Annotated in this window: 18 protein-coding genes; 11 read left to right on the top strand and 7 right to left on the bottom strand. The window is 61.5% G+C overall.

The features are described from left to right. On the top strand, positions 1–456 hold the full coding sequence (locus tag HNQ39_RS25920; protein WP_184203503.1) for a hypothetical protein: 456 nt from the start codon (positions 1–3) through the stop codon (positions 454–456). Positions 457–574: 118 nt separating this feature from the next. Next, entirely contained in the window at positions 575–2,983 is a 2,409-nt protein-coding gene (locus HNQ39_RS25915; protein ID WP_184203502.1) for an AMP-binding protein, read from the top strand. Here HNQ39_RS25915 and HNQ39_RS25910 read toward each other — a convergent pair. After that, entirely contained in the window at positions 2,973–3,365 is a 393-nt protein-coding gene (locus HNQ39_RS25910) for a MerR family transcriptional regulator (protein WP_484476953.1), read from the bottom strand. The genes HNQ39_RS25915 and HNQ39_RS25910 overlap by 11 nt on opposite strands. 112 nt (positions 3,366–3,477) lie before the next feature. On the opposite strand from HNQ39_RS25910, the gene HNQ39_RS25905 reads away from it, so the two are divergent. Together HNQ39_RS25905 and lhgO are read left to right on the top strand one after the other, a co-directional pair. Beyond that, positions 3,478–4,113, top strand: coding sequence for a 3-keto-disaccharide hydrolase (locus tag HNQ39_RS25905; RefSeq protein ID WP_184203500.1), 636 nt, complete (start codon positions 3,478–3,480; stop codon positions 4,111–4,113). A 3-nt stretch (positions 4,114–4,116) separates the two neighbouring features. Continuing rightward, the gene (gene lhgO, locus HNQ39_RS25900; protein WP_184203499.1) at positions 4,117–5,301 is read left to right on the top strand and encodes an L-2-hydroxyglutarate oxidase; all 1,185 of its coding nucleotides are present in this window, start codon (positions 4,117–4,119) and stop codon (positions 5,299–5,301) included. A 5-nt stretch (positions 5,302–5,306) separates the two neighbouring features. Here the strand turns inward: lhgO and HNQ39_RS25895 are convergent, their stop codons facing one another. After that, entirely contained in the window at positions 5,307–5,852 is a 546-nt protein-coding gene (locus HNQ39_RS25895) for a hypothetical protein (protein WP_184203498.1), read from the bottom strand. Positions 5,853–5,973: 121 nt separating this feature from the next. Here HNQ39_RS25895 and HNQ39_RS25890 point away from each other — a divergent pair, with 121 nt between their 5' ends. The 5 genes from HNQ39_RS25890 to HNQ39_RS30885 all read left to right on the top strand — a co-directional run bounded on the left by HNQ39_RS25890 (position 5,974) and on the right by HNQ39_RS30885 (position 11,048). Next, entirely contained in the window at positions 5,974–8,220 is a 2,247-nt protein-coding gene (locus HNQ39_RS25890; protein ID WP_184203497.1) for a DUF1549 and DUF1553 domain-containing protein, read from the top strand. Between the two features lie 14 nt (positions 8,221–8,234). Continuing rightward, entirely contained in the window at positions 8,235–8,717 is a 483-nt protein-coding gene (locus HNQ39_RS25885; RefSeq protein ID WP_184203496.1) for a macro domain-containing protein, read from the top strand. Between the two features lie 64 nt (positions 8,718–8,781). Further along, on the top strand, positions 8,782–9,114 hold the full coding sequence (locus tag HNQ39_RS25880) for a hypothetical protein (protein ID WP_184203495.1): 333 nt from the start codon (positions 8,782–8,784) through the stop codon (positions 9,112–9,114). Then, a complete protein-coding gene (locus HNQ39_RS25875) occupies positions 9,098–10,579 on the top strand; it encodes a DUF1501 domain-containing protein (protein WP_184203494.1) in 1,482 nt (493 codons plus the stop codon). The genes HNQ39_RS25880 and HNQ39_RS25875 overlap by 17 nt, the downstream gene beginning before the upstream one ends. Before the next feature lie 13 nt (positions 10,580–10,592). Continuing rightward, positions 10,593–11,048, top strand: coding sequence for a DUF2716 domain-containing protein (locus HNQ39_RS30885; RefSeq protein WP_184203493.1), 456 nt, complete (start codon positions 10,593–10,595; stop codon positions 11,046–11,048). 46 nt (positions 11,049–11,094) lie between these two features. On the opposite strand, the gene HNQ39_RS25865 is transcribed toward HNQ39_RS30885, so the two are convergent. Beyond that, positions 11,095–11,505, bottom strand: coding sequence for a hypothetical protein (locus HNQ39_RS25865; RefSeq protein ID WP_184203492.1), 411 nt, complete (start codon positions 11,503–11,505; stop codon positions 11,095–11,097). Positions 11,506–11,614: 109 nt separating this feature from the next. On the opposite strand from HNQ39_RS25865, the gene HNQ39_RS30410 reads away from it, so the two are divergent. Beyond that, positions 11,615–11,746 carry a hypothetical protein gene (locus HNQ39_RS30410; protein ID WP_281380357.1) on the top strand — a complete coding sequence of 44 codons (132 nt, stop codon included), beginning with the start codon at positions 11,615–11,617 and terminating at the stop codon, positions 11,744–11,746. Here HNQ39_RS30410 and HNQ39_RS25860 read toward each other — a convergent pair. Together HNQ39_RS25860 and tnpA are read right to left on the bottom strand one after the other, a co-directional pair. Beyond that, on the bottom strand, positions 11,733–12,806 hold the full coding sequence (locus HNQ39_RS25860) for a sialidase family protein (RefSeq protein WP_184203491.1): 1,074 nt from the start codon (positions 12,804–12,806) through the stop codon (positions 11,733–11,735). The two genes, HNQ39_RS30410 and HNQ39_RS25860, sit on opposite strands and share 14 nt — an antisense overlap. After that, positions 12,803–13,324, bottom strand: coding sequence for an IS200/IS605 family transposase (gene tnpA, locus HNQ39_RS25855; protein ID WP_184203490.1), 522 nt, complete (start codon positions 13,322–13,324; stop codon positions 12,803–12,805). The genes HNQ39_RS25860 and tnpA overlap by 4 nt, the downstream gene beginning before the upstream one ends. Positions 13,325–13,423: 99 nt before the next feature. Here tnpA and HNQ39_RS25850 point away from each other — a divergent pair, with 99 nt between their 5' ends. Continuing rightward, positions 13,424–14,401, top strand: coding sequence for a glucuronyl esterase domain-containing protein (locus tag HNQ39_RS25850; RefSeq protein ID WP_184203489.1), 978 nt, complete (start codon positions 13,424–13,426; stop codon positions 14,399–14,401). A gap of 2 nt (positions 14,402–14,403) precedes the next feature. On the opposite strand, the gene HNQ39_RS25845 is transcribed toward HNQ39_RS25850, so the two are convergent. Next, complete coding sequence (locus tag HNQ39_RS25845) at positions 14,404–16,596, bottom strand: redoxin domain-containing protein (protein ID WP_184203488.1); 2,193 nt, start codon at positions 16,594–16,596, stop codon at positions 14,404–14,406. 51 nt (positions 16,597–16,647) lie between these two features. After that, a complete protein-coding gene (gene dacB / locus HNQ39_RS25840; RefSeq protein WP_184203487.1) occupies positions 16,648–18,018 on the bottom strand; it encodes a D-alanyl-D-alanine carboxypeptidase/D-alanyl-D-alanine endopeptidase in 1,371 nt (456 codons plus the stop codon). Between the last annotated feature and the right edge of the window lie 80 nt (positions 18,019–18,098).

Below are 18,098 nucleotides of genomic sequence, written 5' to 3'. Positions count from 1 at the left end.
ATGCAAAACCAGCAGGAGAAAGGGGCAATGAACCGACTGGGCAACCGTGGCTCCCATCGCTCCGTGATACAATTGATCGCAGGTTGGGTGCTTGTGCTATGGGGCGTGTTCTCCTGCTTACTGGCATCGTATAAGGAAGAAGATACTTTCACCCAAGCCTTTGACCTTTACTATGTTCGTGGTATTGCAACAGTCCTCTATGCTCTTTGTTGCCTAGCGAGTGGTTTCACTACTTTGTTGCGTCTGTCCTTACTAACGCGAGTTCTACTGACAGTAGCGGCGTCTTGTGTATTGATAATTGCGGGTGCTAATATCCCTATTGAGCTCAGCATTCGCCCCGATATCAAGCAAGCTATGCTTGTTGGTTGGACATTAGATTATGTCGCTGGTGCTGCCGTGCTATTTGTCTTGGGGTACTGGCTAGGTCGGATGGAAGAGACTAACTCAAGACAGTAATCGTTAAGTGACGTATCGTGTAGGCATCGCTACCATCGCGGCCTTTCTCTTCTTTCTCGGACGCTGGCTGGGTAGCCGAGAAGCGAGCGAAGAGGTGGGGTAGAATGGCGGCAGCTCCATGTTGTATTCCGCAGTGCTTCACGCAATTCAGCGTCATCCGCGACGTCTCGCGCTGCGGGATGCCCACCTCGCACTTACCTTTGCGGAGCTGAGAGACGCCATCGCGATCGTGGCGAGTGCACTCCCTGACCTTGCGCCGGGGTCACCTGTCGCAATTCTCTCCCCAACGGATACCCTATCGATTGTCGGGGCGCTTGCGGTCCTGAGCCGGGGGTACTACTATGTCCCTCTCTCGCCCACGTCGCCGCCAGCCTATCTGGCGCAGCTCCAGCAGCAGGTTGGGTTTGAGGTTGCGCTAGTCGGGGACGGCGTAACAGCGAGTCTGCCGGTAGATATCCCGGCCATCCCTCTTGCGCTCACGGGCGGGGCCACCGTCCTGCCAATAAACACGCGGGAGCCTAGCTCGGGTGCCGCGCTGTTTTTCACCTCGGGGACCACGGGCACTCCCAAGGGGGTTCTCTACACCGACAGCCAGCTCTGCTTTGACGCCGCCCGGCAGCAGCGAGCCCTCTCTCTCTACGAGCACGATGCCTTTGATCTCCAGTTTGCAGGCTGGTTCAGTGCCTCGGTCGCCTGTGTCTACCCCGCGCTCCTGAGCGGTGCCAGCCTCCACCTCTACGATATTGCAGCGGAGGGTGTAACTGCGCTTCCCGACTGGCTTAGACAGAGACAGATCACTATCTCCAACATGGTGACCAGTGTCTTTCGTCAGCTTACCCAGCAGCTCAGCCCCGAAGAGACATTCCCGACGCTACGACTCCTCAGCCTCAGCGCCGAGCTAGTCACCCCACAAGATATCGTCCTCTTCGACCAGTTTTTCCCCGCACCGACCACCCTCCAAGTGGCGTACGCCAGCTCCGAGGCGCGCACGATCACGCAGTGGCTCTTTCGCCACGGCGAGCCGATCCCACCCACCATGGTCCCGCTGGGCACCGCCGTTGAAGGCAAGCGCGTACTAATTGTCGATCCCGGGGGCAAGACCATTGCTCCCCGTGCGCTCGGGGAGATCTGTGTCCAGAGCGCCCATATCCCAGAGGGCTACTTTGGCCACGAGCACTCCCCTGTGCACCGAGTCTCTACAGAGGGGGTCCAGTTTGCGACGGGCGACCTTGGTTTTGTCGATGACGACGGAACACTCTGGCTTACGGGCCGCAAAGACAGGCTCCTCAAGATTAATGGCGTGCGCATCCAGCCCGAGGTCATCGAGCAAGCCGCAAATGCACTCGCTGGGATTCAGGAGGGCTATGCTATCGAGCACGAGCAAGCAGGGCTCGTCCTGTTCTATACCCACGCCAAGTCCGCGCTAGAAAGGATTCCGCCTGACGAGGTGCTCTCCCAGCTACAAGCCGTCCTGCCCGACTATCTCGTTCCCAAGACGGCGATCTTACTAAACGAGATCCCCCGAACCCCAAATGGCAAGGCTGATCTGCTCGCCCTGCGGACCCTCGCCCTGCCCTCGGAGCCGTCTGATCCTCCCCAGACGCCCGACGAGCGACAGCTGGCGGAGCTCTGGGAGCGGGTCTTGGGCTGTCCCGTGCCCTCACGCAACGTCTCGTTCTTTGCGCTTGGTGGGACATCGTTGCAGGCGGCGCACGTCATGAGCCTCATCCAGAAGCAGTGGGGGATGGTGCTTCCTGTCCAGGTTTTGATTGGTGCACCGACTCTCCAGGCTCTTGCGCTTTTTGTCTCGACACCGACAAGCTGGTCTTGTTTAGTGCCCCTCCAGCCGGAGGGAAGCCTCCCCCCTCTGTTCTGTGTCCATGCACTTGGTGCCAATGTGCTCAACTACCGACTCTTGGCGCTGGCATTAGGCAAGGACCAACCACTCTACGGCCTTCAGGCGAGCGGTCTCAATCCAACAGAGGCCCCCCACCGGAGTGTGGAAGTGATGGCTGCGGCCTATATCTCGGAGATTCGGGGTGTCCAGCCGAAGGGGCCGTATTACTTGGCGGGGGGATCGTCGGGGGGGATTATCGCCTACGAGATGGCCCAGCAGCTCCTGCAGTCGGGAGAAGAGGTCGCCGTCGTGGTCTTGATCGATACCTACCACCTTCAGCGCTCTTGGCTCTCCCGGTGGGGCTATTTTCTTCGGCTCGTGGGCAGGCTCACTCACGAGCCTACCACGCGACGGACCAAGTACATCACGTGCCGGAACTGGCTGGCGCTAAGCCGCTACCGCCCTTGCCCGCTCGCCGCGCGGGTTGTCCAGCTCCTTGCTTGCCCCGTCGATGCCCCAGGCTCCGCAAGCGACTCACGCCTCGCGTGGGGACAGCTCGTCACCAGTGGCTTTCAGGTCGTTCCTTTTGTGGGCACGCACGCAGAGATGCTGAACCTGCCGACGGTCGACACTGTCGCCGAGCAGCTCCGTGCCTGCCTCGCTGAGGCGCACCAGCACGCTAGCCCATAAAGCGAGGGGGCTTGGCGTGCTGCCCCAGCACGCGCCGTAGCTCCCCGACTTCGGCTCGCAGTGCCGCGAGCTCCGATGCTTGAGCACGTAGGAGCGCTAGCACCTCGTCGAGCTGGCTCTCACCGGTCCGTCGTCGGACGCGTGCCTGGGGCGTGTTGCGCCGGGCCAGCTCGCCCCGAATCTGCTCGGCGGGCATCCCCACTTTTTTCCACGCCACGAGCTGCCGTAGGAGCTCCTGGCTCGCCTCGGAGTAGCGCCGCCGCTTCCCTTCACCCACCGCGGGTAAAAACGCCTCAAACTCATCCCGCCAGACGCGCAGCGTGCTTTCTGGGATATCACATTCTCTTGCGATTTCGCGCATTGTCATGTTGTGATTATACACATATCTTGCGATACTGCGCAAGATGCACGAATATCAACAATGTGTCCTTAAATTTATCTTTACGGACACAATTCTCTCGCCCAAAAATGAGGAGCGTTTGGTACAATTGGCCATGCGACAAACCGAGCCCCGTATCGTCGATCCCGGTCCCCTTGGTGGGCCACCCTCCGATGCCATCGTCCTCTTTGACGGCAAGAACATGAGCGCCTTTCGTGGCGAGCGTAGCCCCGAGCCGCGCTGGAAGCTAGAAAACGGAGTGCTGGAGACCACCAACTTTGGGGGGATTTTCTCCAAGCAAGAGTTTGGCGACTGCCAGCTCCATGTCGAGTGGGCCTCCCCTAGCACGGTCAAGGGCGACGGCCAAGGGCGCGGCAACAGTGGGGTCTACCTCATGGGCCGCTACGAGATCCAGGTGCTCGACTCCTACAACAACAAGACCTACTTCAACGGCCAAGCCGGCGCGTTCTACGGCCACAATGCCCCGCTCGTCAATGCCTGCCGCAAGCCCGGCGAGTGGCAAGCCTACGACATTATCTTCCACGCCCCCAAGCAGCTCCCCGATGGGAAGGTTCAGCCCGGCTCGTTTACCGTGCTCCACAACGGGGTCTTGATCCAAGACAACATTCCGGTCACTGGCGAGCCCACGACCTCGGCGCCGCTCAAGGGGATCGCCGCCAAAGGACCGCTCTACCTACAGGACCACGGCAACCCCGTGCGCTTCCGTAATATCTGGGTCCGCCCCCTCTAGAGCATGTTCGACTACGCCGTTATTGGGGGGGGCATTGTCGGGCTGGCGACTCTGGTCGAGCTGGGTAAGCGCCACCCAACGGCACGCCTGCTCCTCGTCGAGAAAGAAGACCGCTGGGCGGCGCACCAGACCGGGCACAACTCTGGGGTGATCCACTCGGGAATCTACTACAAGCCCGGCAGTGCCAAGGCGCGGATGGCGGTCGCCGGGGCCAGGCGGATGGTGGAGTTCTGCCAGCAACACGGAGTCGCCCACGAGCGCTGTGGCAAGCTCATTGTCGCCTCCCACCCCGACGAGCTCCCCCGGCTAGAGACCCTGGCTGAGCGCGCTCTCGCCAATGGTGTCCCAGTCGAGCGGCTTGGCCCAGAGCGCCTCACCGACTACGAGCCTGCCGTGCGTGGGGTCGGGGGGCTCTGGGTTGCCCAGACCGGGATTATCGACTACCGCCAGGTCACCGAGGCCCTGGCCGACCAAGCACGCGAACAGGGAGCGGAGCTCTGCCGAAGCACCAAGGTCACGGGGCTCACCCGAACCACCGACTCGGTCGTGCTAGAGACAACCCGAGGGAGCTTTGAGAGCCGCTTCGTGATCAACTGCGCAGGACTCTATAGCGATAAAGTGGCGGAGCTTGCCGGCGCACAGCCCGGAGCAAAGATCGTTCCCTTTCGAGGAGAGTACTACGAGCTCGTCCCCGAGCGCCGTGGGCTCGTCCGCGGGCTAATCTACCCTGTCCCGAACCCCAGCTTCCCCTTCCTCGGGGTGCATTTTACGCGGATGATCGACGGCAGCGTCCACGCGGGGCCCAATGCTGTGCTGGCGCTGGCGCGGGAGGGCTACAAAAAATCCGATCTCCAGCTCGGCGAGCTCTGGGAGACCCTGACCTACCCCGCGTTCTGGCGGCTCGCGGTGCGGCACGGCGACGAAGGCCTGCGGGAGATCGCTCGCTCGCTCAGCAAGGCTCTCTTTGTGCGCTCAATGCAGACTCTGATCCCGGAGATTCGACCCGAGGACGTTATCCCGGCGGGGGCAGGGGTGCGTGCCCAAGCCCTCCGCGACGACGGCCAATTGGTCGATGACTTTCTCTTTGTGCGGGGGGAGCGCCAGCTTCATGTCTGCAACGCCCCCTCACCCGCCGCGACTGCCTCTCTGGAGATCGCCCGAGAGATTGTCGCGCAGCTCGCAAACTAACGCAGCTACTTGCCGCCTAGCAGGCCCTTGGCGGAGTCGCCGGCCCCCTTGAGCGCATCCGTTGCCCCCTTGGCAGCATCGCCTGCCGCCTTGGTTGCGCCTTCGACCTTCTCCATCCCACCCTTGACGGCATCCGCTCCAGCCTTGACCTTGTCCGCGCCCGCCTTGACTCCCTCGGCAGCCGCCTTGGCGGTCTCACCGGCGGCACCGGGCAGGCTCGCAGCGGCCTCACCCGCCTTGCCGGCCATCGCGCCTACTTTGTCGGCACCCGCTTTGGTCTTGTCCGCCCCCTCCTTGACGGTCTCCGTGACGCCCTTATCCCCGGCCATTTTGGGAGTCTCAGGCTTGGCCTCAGGCGCTGCCGCATCGGCTCCCGGCTTCACTGCGGCTGCTTCGGGCTTGGCAGTGGTGGCAGAGACAGCACCAGGCTCCGCGGGCGCTGCTGAGGTCCCCGCGGGGGGAGTGGTGGCCTCGTCTGCGGGCTTGTTCTCACAGCCGGTCAGCGCACCTAGAACGACAAAGCCCATCAGGGGCAGAAAAACACGTTTCACTTGCATAGAACTCTCCGTAGGTTGGATCTCACGATTCCGCGTATTCTACCGATTTTGCATTGACGATAGTGCCGGAATAGGGGATAATTTTATTGGTATTTTTCAAGGGAGAGTTTTTCATATGACCAACACTCAGCTTCGTGCGGGGCTCCTGCTCACGCTGACAGCACTCGTGGTAGGAGCGGCGCAGCTCGGGCCTCGTGCACGGGCTAGTACCAAGGCGGCGGTGCCTCAGTTCCTACGCGATGTGTCCCCGATCCTCGACAAAAAAGGCTGCTCGGTCGCGGCCTGCCACGGTAAGTTCGGCGGACGTGGTGGTCTCCAGCTCTCCCTGCTCACGCTGACCCCCGCCGATGACTTCGAGCCTCTCGTGCGCGGCGGGCGCGGACGGCGTGTCAATCTTTTAGAGCCCGAGAAGAGCCTGCTTCTCATGAAGGCTACCAACAAGACCCCTCACTCGGGCGGTGAGCGCTTCGCGGTGGGCTCGCCGGAGTACCGCACGATCCGGGACTGGATCGCGGCGGGCGCTCCGTTCAATGAAGCAAACGATGCCAGCCTCACCAAGCTCACGGTGAGCCCGGCTCAGGTAACCCTTTCCAAGGTAGGCCAAAAGGTGCCGCTCAAGGTGGTCGCCAGCTTCTCCGATGGCACGACCCGCGATGTGACCGCCCAAGCGAACTACGAGACCAGCGATCCGGCGGTGGTCGCGGTCGACGATAAGGGCGTGATGACCGGCAAGCGCTGGGGCGGTGCTGCCGTGGTGGTGCGCTACCTGGGGACGGTCCACTCGGCATCGCTGACCCTTCCCCGTGAGGACAAGACTCCCTACCCCAAGCTCGCACAAGGCAACCTGATCGATGATCTGGTCTATGCCAACCTCAAGCGGCTCAATGTCCAGCCGTCGCGCCTCACCAACGACTCCGAGTTTCTGCGCCGCGTCTCACTGGACCTGCGCGGAATCCTCCCGTCGGTGCAAGAGAGCACGGCCTTCCTCGCCGACAAGACCCCGGACAAGCGCGCAAAGCTGATCGACACGTTCCTGGACTCCCCCGAGTTTGTGGACATGCGTGTCCTGCGGCTCGGAGACATGCTGCGTGTCCATCCGCGCAACCTGGGAAACAACATCAGCGGCGAGCGGAGCGCGGCGATCTTCACCGAGTGGCTCAAGGACTGTGTCAGCCAGAACCTCCCCTACGACCAGTTTGTCAAGCAGCTCCTGATGGCGCGTGGCTCCAGCTACACCAACGGCCCCACCAACTTCTACAAGATCGACCGCAACCCCGACGAGCGCATGGAGACGACGGCGCAGGCGTTTCTGGGCCAGCGCATGGCCTGTGCCCGCTGCCACAAGCACCCCTTTGACCGCTGGACCACCGACGACTACTGGAACTTTGCGGCCTTCATGGGGCGGGTGGGAACGCGCAATGGCAACCTCGACGGTGAGTCGGAGATCTTCTATAGCCCGGGTGGGCGGGTCACCAACCAGAGCGTGACCGGACGAAACCGGGGAAAAGACGCTCCCCCCACGCTGCTGGGAACAGGCGCCCCCCTCGACCCCGAGCTCCTGCGCCCCGGCCGTCGCGGCGATGGCCCTGATCTCGTCGCGCTTCTCTCCGACTGGGTGACCAGCCGCGAGAACCCCTACTTTGCCAAGGCGACCGTCAACCGCATCTGGAGCCATTATCTTGGACGCGGCGTGGTCCACCCGGTCGATGACATGCGCGCCACCACGCCCGCCTCCGTTCCTGGCCTGCTGGAGGCCCTCGCCAAGGACTTTGTCGACCACAAGTACGATACCAAGCACCTGATTCGCACGATCCTCAGCTCTCGAACCTACCAGACATCAAGCGAGGTCAATCCCACCAACGCGCTCGACAACCAGTTCTTCAGCCACTTCTACCCCCGTCCCATGCTCGGGCAGGTGCTCCTCGACAACCTGAACCTCGCCACGGGCAGCACCGAGCGCTTCGGCGACTTCCCCACCGACACCCGCGCCACCCAGCTCACCCTTCCCAGCAACTCGTTCTTCATGGACTGCTTCGGCCGCTCCCAGCGAGAGTTCCTCGCCGAGCTAGAGCCCAAGAATGAGCCAACCCTAGTGCAAGTGCTCCACGTGCTGAACTCGCCCTATGTTGATCAGAAGATCCGGGCGGGCAATGGGACAGTCGCAACCCTGGTCCGCGACAAGGCACTCTCCAACGAGGACATCATCAAGAAGCTCTACCAGTCCACCCTCAGCCGCCTCCCCAGCCCGACCGAGCTCGCCGCCGCCGTGAAGCACCTCACCAGCAGCCCCAAGCGCGACGAAGCCGTACAAGACCTGATGTGGGCCCTGATCTCCTCGCGTGAGTTCTACTTTGTCAGCTAGGAATTGAGGGCACGATGGCACCCGAGCTGGTCTGGGGGGATATCTGCGATCAGCCCGTAGAGGTGATCGTCAATGCCTGGAACCGAAATATCATTCCCTGGTGGCTCCTGCTGCCCCAGGGAGTCTCCGGCGCGATCAAGCGCCACGCCGGCTACGAGCCGTTTCAAGAGCTTGCACGTTCTAGGCCCATGCCCCTCGGCTCGGCCGTGCTCACCACGGCCGGACTCCTGCCCTACAAGGGGATTATCCATGTCGCCGGGATCAACCTCGCCTGGCGGGCGAGCGAGTTCTCAATCCGTGAGTCTGTGAAAAACGCGATGGTGGTGGTCAACGAGAAAGGCTTTGAGTCGGTTGCCTTCCCTGTGATCGGCGCAGGTTCTGGGAGCTTTAACACAGAACGGGCACTGGAGATTATGCTTGCCGCCCTTGCCGAGATCGATACAAATGCTCAGGTTTTGGTCGTGCGCTGGCCTAGGACCAGCGCTGCCGAAAAATAGGCCGAACTTCCCAGGAGCACCTCGCAGGGCAACGCTACACTACCAAGTGGAGGTACGCTTTAAAATGAAGCAGCAGCTTGCTTGGGGCGTGTTGACGCTCTGGATCGGATTCTGGACCTACTTCGTGGTCGCAGCGGGAATCACCGATGGGGGCGGCTTCCCCGCGCTGATTCGGGTCCTGGTGTTTTTAATTGTCTTTGGCTCCGGGGCGCTCACCGCGTGGCGCTGGCCGCAACAAGGCAGCCTCGTGCTCTTTCTGACCAGCATCGGCCTCACGCTGGCGATTCTGCTCGGTGCGAAAAAAAATCCCGCCCTGACCCAGCTCTTTTTGCTGGCAACCATGGCGCTTCCCCCCCTGATTGCGGCAAAATTGCTACAGCATGAACCCACGCGATGACTTTCGACTCCTGAGCGCGCAAGCCCTGACGCGCCGGCACTTTTTCGGCCGCCTAGGGCTGGGCTTTGGTGCCCTTGCGCTCGATGCGCTGACAGCCAATGCGAAGGCGGGGGGCAAGGCCAAGGCGGTGATCTACCTCCACATGGCCGGGTCACCGTCGCAGCTGGAGCTCTTTGAGCACAAGCCCGAGCTCAAGAAGCACACCGACCAAGACTGCCCCGAGGAGTTTCTCAAGGGCAAGCGCTTCGCCTTCATCCGCGGCGTCCCCAAGATGCTCGGCGGAATCTTCGAGTTTAAGCAACACGGCCAGAGCGGCCAGTGGCTCTCCGAGCAGCTCCCGCACCTGGCGACAGTCGCCGATGAGCTGTGCGTGATTCGCTCGGTGAACACGGAGCAGTTTAATCATGCCCCGGCGCAGCTCTTCATGCACACTGGCAATGCGCGCCTGGGCTACCCGAGCATGGGCTCGTGGGTGACCTACGGCCTCGGCACCACCAACAAGGACCTGCCAGGGTTTGTCGTGCTGAGCTCTGGCGGCAAGACCCCGGATGCGGGCAAGAGTGTCTGGGGGAGCGGGTTTCTGCCCAGTGTCTACCAGGGAGTCCAGTGCCGCACCGACGGCGACCCGGTCCTTTATCTTTCCAACCCCAGCGGAATGAGCCGCGAGCTGCGCCGCAAGACCCTCGATGCGCTCAAGGACCTCAACGACCAGCAGGTCAAGGCGGTCGGCGATCCCGAGACCCTCACCCGCATCCAGCAGTACGAGCTGGCGTTTCGAATGCAGGTCTCGGTGCCGGAGGTGATGGATATCTCCAAGGAGCCGCAGCATATCCTCGATCTCTATGGCGCGAAGCCGGGCTATGTCTCCCCGGTGGAGAGCCTCGACGATCCCCGGGCGAGCTACAAGGGCGACGATCCGACCTTCGCCAACAACTGCCTCCTTGCGCGGCGTCTGGTCGAAAAAGGCGTGCGCTTTGTCCAGCTCTACGACTGGGGCTGGGACCACCATGGCAGCTCCCCGGGCGAGTCGCTCGATGAGACTCTGCCCATCAAGTGCCGCTACAGCGACCGCGCGATCGCCGCGCTCATCAAGGACCTCAAGCAGCGCGGCCTCCTTGATTCCACGCTGATTATCTGGGGAGGCGAGTTTGGCCGCACCCCGATGATGCAGAACAATGTGAACAAAGAGCTTAAGAAGGGTTTTATCGGACGGGACCACCACCCGGTCGCCTACACGATGTGGATGGCGGGCGGCGGGATCAAGGGCGGCCTGAGCTACGGTGCCACCGACGAGCTAGGCTACAACATTGTCGAGAACAAGGTCAGTGTCCGCGACCTCCAGGCCACGATTCTCCACCAGCTCGGGCTCGATCCGTTCACGTTTAACTATCCGTACCAAGGCCTGAACAACCGTCTCATCGGCCCCACCGACGAAGCCCGCGTCTTGAAAGACATCCTTGCCTAAACAAGCGTGGCAAGTGCTCACTGCCGAGGACGAAAATCTCGTGTGGGAGCGGGTCGAGACCGTACTCCGTCCCGCGTTCAATTGGTACGACGACGTACCGGGAATCCTAGCGCCAGCTCCCTCACGAACCTACACGATCACTACCCATTATTCGCCGGAAGGACAGGCATTCTTCGCCGAGCTTCTCCGGCCAACGTTTTGCAGGATGGTTCCCTCGGGACAACGAATCCTTGTCTTGGACTGGCAGCACCCTTGCTACTCAGTTGGTCCCCACCTGCTTGTCACGGATACACACTGGCCGATACCTGTTCTCCCCGATGGAGATCATTATTTTTTCCTAGACGACAGCTTTCGCTGGGGCACCTACGGCCATCCAGGACAACAAAGCCTTTGTATCTTCGGGCCACTTCTCCCTCAAGTAGAGAACGAGCTCCGTGATTTCCCGGTTCTTTGGGAGTCCACAAAATAAAAACTCCGGGCAGAGTTCCTGTCCCGGAGTTTATTATTTGGAGAACTTAGTTGTTCTTCTTCTTGCCTTTTTTGCCCGCAGCCATCGTCTTCTTGATCTCGTCGAACTTGGTCTTCTGCTCGGGAGTGAGGACCTCCTCGATCGACTTCACAAGTTCCTTGGTCGCTGCCGCCATCTTCTCCGACTTCTCCTTGCGATCGGTGACCGTCGCTAGCTCCTTGCGGGTGTCGGCGAGCTTCTTGAAGGCGGGCTTGAGCTTCTCGACCTGCTCTGGCTTCAGCTCAAGGGCTTTCTCTAGGGCCTTGGCGCTCAGCGGATTGGCCTTGCGCTCGCCCTTGGCAGGCTTGGTGTCTTGACCGGGTGCTCCCGTACCAGGCTTGGTGTCCTGTGCAAAGGCGGTGGTTGCGACAAGGGCTAAGGCAGCGCTGCAGAGCAGGGAAAATCGTTTCAGGTTCATGGTGTTCAGTTCCTTTCGAAGCACCTTCGTGCGTTCTGCCTACAAAGACGCGGCCCCCAGTCCAAGGTTCAAAATGGCATGCTGTGAAAAATTTGGTACAATGCCCGCTATGGCAACGCGCCAACAATCGTCAAAATCCACTAAGTCCAAGGCAAACAATGGCCCAACCATTTTCGGGTTGATTGTCGTGATCGGGCTGATTGGTCTGGTGTTCTACTTCGGCTTTATCAAGGTGGACTGAGCACGACGTGCTTGATCGCCTCGCCGCCTGAGCTACTAAAACTATACGTGATATGCACCGAGCCATCCGATGCTTGCAGAAGCGACGGGTAGGACTTACTGGCCACCTCAGCCTCATCTAGGTGCTGTGTCTTCCCCCACGTCTTGCCTTCATCCTCTGAGACCGAGACCGCGAGCTGGTGGCGACCGTCCTCCGTGTCGTTGTAGCACAAGAGCCAGCGGGTGTCTTTGAGCTTGAGGATGTCCACACTCGAGCCGGGGTTGAGGAGCGCATTGTGGGTCGCGACGGTCCATGTCACGCCGTTGTCGCTGGACTCACTCACCAGCATGCGCTGCGGCGCGGGGCCGTTGTTGCGACAAAACGCGACAATCGTACCGTCTTTGCGGCGCACCAAGCTCGGCTGCACGGCTCCCGGCCCGATCAGCGGCTTCGAGCAGCGCCATGTCCCCCCTGCATCGTCGGTGATGGCGACCAGGGAGAAGTTGTAGCCATCGGAGTAGAGCGGCAGCAGCATCCGCTTGCCCTCGACCATCGGCTTGCAGCGCCCCATCCAGCCCATGCGCCGCTTGAGCTTGTTGTCGGCCATCGCCAGCAGCTCGCCGCGGTACCTCTCCAGCTCCGGATAGGCCGCCAGCACCGCGGGAAGCTTGGCGCGCACCTCGGCAGGGAACTCCTCGTCGCCGGGCTTCAGCGGCACCACCCCCATGTCGTCCCACTGCCCAACCTTGCGCCCCACTTTATACTTGAGCAGCGTGCTCTCCCAGTTGTTATCCAGCTGGGTCCCATAAAACAGCCAGAGCCGCCCGTCGCCATTGACCGCAAGCACACAGTTCGTATCGGGAAAGCCCGGCGTGTCGGCCAGGACAAAGGGCTTGGACCAAGTGCCTCCCTTGAGCGGCTTGGTCGCCCCCATGATGCGAACATCGTCGGCCTTGCGCTCGCCCGAGCCCATGTACCAGCAGACCAGCAGCTGGCCGCGGGGAAACTCGACGATACTACTGCTATGGCTATGCAGCTTGCCGAGGGGAAAGATCAGCTCAGAGGAATACAGCGTTGTCATGCCGGTAGGTTCGTGCGAGGAGTTGAAAATTCCTCGCTGGTGACGCTTCGCGCCGAACGCCCTCCGGGCGGGGCAACTTCCTCGGTAGTCGTTTCGAGGCTTGGCCACGTGGTTTCGTCTCCGTGGTGCTCTTTCTGATTCTTGATATAGGCCACGACACGGCTCATCAAGCCGATCTGGAAAGCGAAAGCTCCGTATCCCTCCTGCCAATGCCTCATTTGCCCATGGCAAAGCTCCGCTCGGAGCAGCGCCGAGCTGGCCCCTTTAACCTGTTTCATAAACACTGCCACTGAGATCGTCGCCGGAAACATCACCGCTAGATGAACGTGGTCTGGCATACTGTTGATCGCCGTCACACGCGCCTTCTGTTTTGTCGCTTCAGCGACGATAACCCGGTGGACCTGGCGCTCAATGTCTGATGTGATCCAGGGTTCACGGTGTTTTGTTGTCCATACCAGATGGAGCGGGATGAGGATTTTACTTCGCTTCATGCCCCTAAAACGGGTGAGATAGGCCATTTCTGATAAAATGCCCCAACAATTTTCTGTCCAGCAGGACATCCGGCAACGGGTTGCCTTCAGCGAGGAATTTTCAACTCCTCGCACGAACCTAAGCATATGGACGACCTTAAGGGCATTGCTGGCCCGCTCCCTCACGTATTTGTACCGGGCACCACCGCGGATCAGTGGCGGACGAAGCGGCGCCCGGAGCTCCTTAAGCAATTCACCGGGCTGATGTACGGCGAGGCACCTCCCGCGGAGGCTCCCAAAGCAACCGTGGTGAACGAGAAGCCCATGGACGGGTTTCTGCTCCGCAATATTCGCCTACACACCGGGATTCTTGGCCCGGTGGCGCTCCAGCTGACGCTTCCCCTTAAGCAGTCCAAGCCCGTCCCGACCTTTCTGGCGCTGAACTTCACGGGAAATGAGTCGCTGCACTCCGGGCCGACCGCGTGGAGCTTTGCGGAGGCGGCGCGGCGTGGGTTTGCGATTGCGACTGTCTGCTACGAGGAGCTGGCAGCGGACCGGAAAGAGTCGCCGCTCTACGAGTCCAAGTACCGGGCTGTCTCGCTCTGGGCGTGGGGATTCTCCCGCATGGTGGACTGGGCACTGACCGTCCCCGAGCTCGACAGCAAGAAGCTCATCGCGCTGGGGCACTCGCGCCTGGGGAAGGCGACACTGCTCGCGGGTGCGCGCGACGAGCGCCTGGCGGCGGTCATCCCCCACCAGTCCGGCACCGGAGGCGCGGCCCCGAGCCGCGGGACGATTGGAGAGTCCGTCCAGCGCATCAACACGGTCTTCCCCCACTGGTTCAACGATGCCTACAAGAAGTTCAATGAGCGTACCGCAGACCTGCCCTTCGACCAGCACTGCCTGCTCGCCTGTGTCGCGCCCCGCCCGATCCTGCTCTCCAACGCGCAAGAGGACACCTGGGCCAACTACGACGGTCAGTTCTCCCTCCTCGACGCCGCCCTGCCCACCTGGAAGCTACTGGGCGGCGACGAGAAGCTGGTGCAAAAGTTCATGCGCCCGGGCAAGCACGCCCTGACCCCTGAGGACTGGACCGCGTTTCTAGCCTTCGCGGAGAAGCTCTAGCCTTACTTCGATTTATTGACGCGCTTGAGCTCGCCCATCAGGAAGTCGAGGTTGGTGAACGGATCGCCACCCGTTCGCTTCCAGCGGACACGGCCCGCCTTGTCGATCAGGATGGTGGAGTGGAGCTCGATCTCCTCGAAGTCATCGTACGACGAGAACCGGCGGGCGTTTTCATGGGCGTTGTCCGAGAGGAACTTGATGCTTGCCTGGTCCAGCGCCTTCGATGCCTTCAGCTTCGCCGGAGTCTGGCTACACACCGCCAAGATCACTGTGTTCTGCTCTTCGAAGTCCGCGCTCTTGTCGTTGAGGGACTTGAGCTGCCCGACACAGTGGACACAGGCATCTCCGAGGAAGAACACCAGGATGACATTCTTACCCTTGTAGTCTTGGAGGCTGACCTTCTTGCCGCTCCGGTCCACGACCTGAAGACTCGGTGCCTGGAACGGCTGCCAGTTCATCGGACCAATGGTGTCTAGGGTCTTTGGCTGGTAGAGCCGCTCCGGCCGCGGTGTCTGCGCGATCGGCTTGGCATCCAGACCGAGCTTCTTCACGTCCTCAAGCCACTTCAGATTCGGATCAGCCTGGGACCAGACATAGGAGAGCCGGCCCGCGTAGACCGTCGCCTTCTCCCGATTTCCATTGTAGAAGTGCGCCAGCGCCAGCCCAGAGAGCGAGAAACCATCGTTGGGCTCGTTTTTGAGCGCCTGCTCGTAGCAGCTGATGGCGAGCTTGTTATCGCCGCTCTTGCGGTAGTGATCGCCCAGGATGCGCATGACTGGCCAGGCTTGCCCGGGCGGATCGTTCTGGTACTCGCCCTTGTCTCGGAATTTTTGCTCCATCTCGGCGGCATTGAGCAGCTTGCGCTGGCCATCGAGTACACTCCCCTCCCCGAGGCTCACGATCCCATCGGCGATATCGGCCATCAGGTCCAGCGGCGACGGTGACGGAATCGGCGTGCCGGGAGGCGCTGTGGCCTTGAGCTTCTCCAAGAGCGAGCGGAGAGTTGTCACCCGCTCCCGGGCCTCGAAGTTCTTGCCGGTACCGCTGAGGGCAAGCGCTTCCGCAAATGCCCGGACCAGCTTGCCATCGTCGTTTTTATCGTTCCACTCGATGCCGTTGGGGGCGAGGATCTGGTTCCAGCGCTCGAACTTGATCAGGGCGCGGATCCGTGCCTCAAGTCCCTGGCCCACGATCGCGCCTGTCTCCGCCGGGTTGTACTCCGGGTCGCGCGGGGCGGCTAGCATGTCGGCGGAGCCTTGGAGCGAGGCCTGTGCCATGCCGAGCTGCTCCTGGATGTAGCAGAGGTAGTTGCGGTTGTGCGGGTAGTTCCAGGTCTCGAAGGGCAGCGCCAAGCGGTCGTTCATGTACCGCAGCTCGGTGCGAGTCGCGGAGTCCATGGCGATGGCAGCCTCGTGCCACATGCCGATCTTGCTGTAGATATGGCCAGGCATGTGCATCGCGTGGCCGATATCGGGGGCGGACTTGCCGTAGAGCTCGCAGCTCCGAATCGCCTGATCCGACGAGACCCCGTCCCAGTTGTGGATGCTGGCGTGGTGCGCCCCCGGATGCATGGGGTTCTTGGCGAGCACCTGCTGGATCAGCAGCTCATTGGCAAACGCGCTCCCCTGCCCGATGTTGTAGAGGGCTAGAAGACTCTTGGCCTCAATATCATCGGGGAACCGAATCACGATCTGCTGGAGCGCCGCACACATGGTCTTGGCGCGATTCTTCTCCAGCGGCGCGTAGGTCTTCTCCCACGCCTCGATGTACATCCGCTCCCGCTCGCTCACCTTGCTCTTGCGGCGCACTGCCTCGCTCAGAAATGCTTTATACCGGTCGAAGTTTTTATCGTCGTAGTTGGGCACCCCCACCGTGAACCAGTTGAATCCGCAGCGCGCCAGGCTCCAGTAGGCCATGGGATTCTCGGGGTCCAGCTTGAGGCACCAGCGGAAGGAGCGCTCAGCCTCCTCGAACCAGAAGGAGTGGAGCAGGGCGTTGCCCTGGTCGAACCACTTCTGGACCTCGGGGCCCTTGGAGGTAATCGGAAACGGAGTATCGCCAATTCCCTTGATGACCCACGGCTTGGTCCGCATTCCCGAATCAAATGCAGATCCGTGGCTGGAGTGCCCCGGCGTGTCGTCGGCGAGGCAGAGGGAAGATAGCAGTAGGAACAGGGCCAGCAATAAGGGGCGCATGCTGGCCATTCTAACATATTCCCTAATCTATATTTTGAAAAATTTCCGACCTCAGCGCCGAGCGGGCAGGTCAAGCAGGGTGATCACCAGCGCATCTTGTAGGGAGCGGGCCACCGACGAGCCGCCTTCGCGGTCGTAGTGGTTCATGAGGATAGAAAACGCGAGCCGCTCGCCCGCTTTTGTCGTGACATAACCAGACAGCGACGATGCCCCGGTGAGCGTTCCGGTCTTGGCACGAACGTTGTTGGCCGCAGGGGTGTTCTTGAAGCGACTCTTCAGGGTACCGTCCACCCCACCAATGGGCAAGGCAGCGCGGAAATTTGCATCCCCTGCGCGGTCTCGCAAGATTCCCATCAGGAGCTGCGCGGTAACGAGGTTCATCCGGGAGAGCCCGGAGCCGTCGGCCTGGTAGAAGCCTGCGAGCGGGATGTTGCGGGACTTGAGCCACTCTCGGACCACTCTTGCGCCCTCGGAGGTCGAGCCTTTCTTGCCCTTGATCGCCCCGAGAGTCTTGAGGAAGCACTCACCAAAGAGGTTGTCGGAGGGCTTCATGAAGTCCGCGGCGAGCTGCGAGAGTGGCTTGGAGACCGAGCTCGCCACCGGCATCGCGCCGTCGGGAGTCTTACCGGGAGCCAGAACAACACTCTCGGAGACGGTGACCCCTGCCGCACGGAGCGCCTCGGCGAAGCGAAACGCCGCGAAGGGCGCGGGGTCCTCGACCGTGATCGCGGTGCGCTTGGGCTCAGCCTTCGCCCCCAGCGTGCCTGTGATGACCAGCGTATTGAGCCCCCGCTTACGGCTCACCGAGAGCGCTTGCTCCTTGCCGTCGCTGGTGGTCGCTTTGTTCTCCACCGTGAAGTACGGGCTGGCCTCGACGGTCGGGGCCTCGCCGACTGCGCCCGGTTTGACAATCACCAGCGCGACATTCTCGTCGCACGAGAGGCCGGAGACCTGCGCCGAGTAGTAAAACTCCTCGTCGTCCCACTGCCACCCCTCGCCTAGGACGTCGGTATCGAAGACCGACGCATCGTAGAGGAGCCGTCCCTTGAGCTCCGTCACTCCTGCTGCCTTCACCGCCGCGGCAAGTGTCTTGAGCCGCGCAAAGTCCAGCGAGGGATCGCCGCTTCCTTTTAAAATCAAGTCGTCGCCGCTGGCGTAGACCCCTGTGGTGTAGCTAAAACTGGGCCCTAATAGCGCAAGTGTGGCGGAGCAGGTGACGATCTTCATGTTGGATGCCGGCATTAGGGACTTATCCGAGTTGCGCTCAAAGAGTAGCTTGCCAGAGTCCAGCGAGACGACCCGCACCCCAACCGTCGCCGGTTTCAGGCTCGGAGCCGCAAGGGTTCTCTCCAGGCGGGCGGCAATCGGAGCGGGAGCTTGGAGCGGCACAAGGGTAGCGAGACAGAGGAGCGGAGCAAGCATGCCCTATTTTACCCTAGTGTCAGGAACGACACGGGCCCGCTTCGCTTCTGGCGCAAGCGCCACCAAGTCGCTCCGCGACA

This window comes from Armatimonas rosea (assembly GCF_014202505.1).
Lineage (GTDB): Bacteria > Armatimonadota > Armatimonadia > Armatimonadales > Armatimonadaceae > Armatimonas > Armatimonas rosea.
The sequence above is the reverse complement of the archived record's forward strand: the minus strand, read 5'-3'. Positions and strand labels throughout refer to the sequence as shown.

What these genes read in the sequence shown, in the direction of transcription:
- dacB (WP_184203487.1), bottom strand. Translation starts at nt 18,018, where the DNA reads ATGCTTGCTCCGCTCCTCTGTCTCGCTACCCTTGTGCCGCTCCAAGCT.
- HNQ39_RS25880 (WP_184203495.1), top strand. Translation starts at nt 8,782, where the DNA reads ATGAAGCAGCAGCTTGCTTGGGGCGTGTTGACGCTCTGGATCGGATTC.
- HNQ39_RS25875 (WP_184203494.1), top strand. Translation starts at nt 9,098, where the DNA reads ATGAACCCACGCGATGACTTTCGACTCCTGAGCGCGCAAGCCCTGACG.
- HNQ39_RS25865 (WP_184203492.1), bottom strand. Translation starts at nt 11,505, where the DNA reads ATGAACCTGAAACGATTTTCCCTGCTCTGCAGCGCTGCCTTAGCCCTT.
- HNQ39_RS25905 (WP_184203500.1), top strand. Translation starts at nt 3,478, where the DNA reads ATGCGACAAACCGAGCCCCGTATCGTCGATCCCGGTCCCCTTGGTGGG.
- lhgO (WP_184203499.1), top strand. Translation starts at nt 4,117, where the DNA reads ATGTTCGACTACGCCGTTATTGGGGGGGGCATTGTCGGGCTGGCGACT.
- HNQ39_RS25885 (WP_184203496.1), top strand. Translation starts at nt 8,235, where the DNA reads ATGGCACCCGAGCTGGTCTGGGGGGATATCTGCGATCAGCCCGTAGAG.
- HNQ39_RS25920 (WP_184203503.1), top strand. Translation starts at nt 1, where the DNA reads ATGCAAAACCAGCAGGAGAAAGGGGCAATGAACCGACTGGGCAACCGT.
- HNQ39_RS25915 (WP_184203502.1), top strand. Translation starts at nt 575, where the DNA reads ATGTTGTATTCCGCAGTGCTTCACGCAATTCAGCGTCATCCGCGACGT.
- HNQ39_RS25860 (WP_184203491.1), bottom strand. Translation starts at nt 12,806, where the DNA reads ATGACAACGCTGTATTCCTCTGAGCTGATCTTTCCCCTCGGCAAGCTG.
- HNQ39_RS25890 (WP_184203497.1), top strand. Translation starts at nt 5,974, where the DNA reads ATGACCAACACTCAGCTTCGTGCGGGGCTCCTGCTCACGCTGACAGCA.
- HNQ39_RS25845 (WP_184203488.1), bottom strand. Translation starts at nt 16,596, where the DNA reads ATGCGCCCCTTATTGCTGGCCCTGTTCCTACTGCTATCTTCCCTCTGC.
- HNQ39_RS25850 (WP_184203489.1), top strand. Translation starts at nt 13,424, where the DNA reads ATGGACGACCTTAAGGGCATTGCTGGCCCGCTCCCTCACGTATTTGTA.
- HNQ39_RS30410 (WP_281380357.1), top strand. Translation starts at nt 11,615, where the DNA reads ATGGCAACGCGCCAACAATCGTCAAAATCCACTAAGTCCAAGGCAAAC.
- tnpA (WP_184203490.1), bottom strand. Translation starts at nt 13,324, where the DNA reads ATGGCCTATCTCACCCGTTTTAGGGGCATGAAGCGAAGTAAAATCCTC.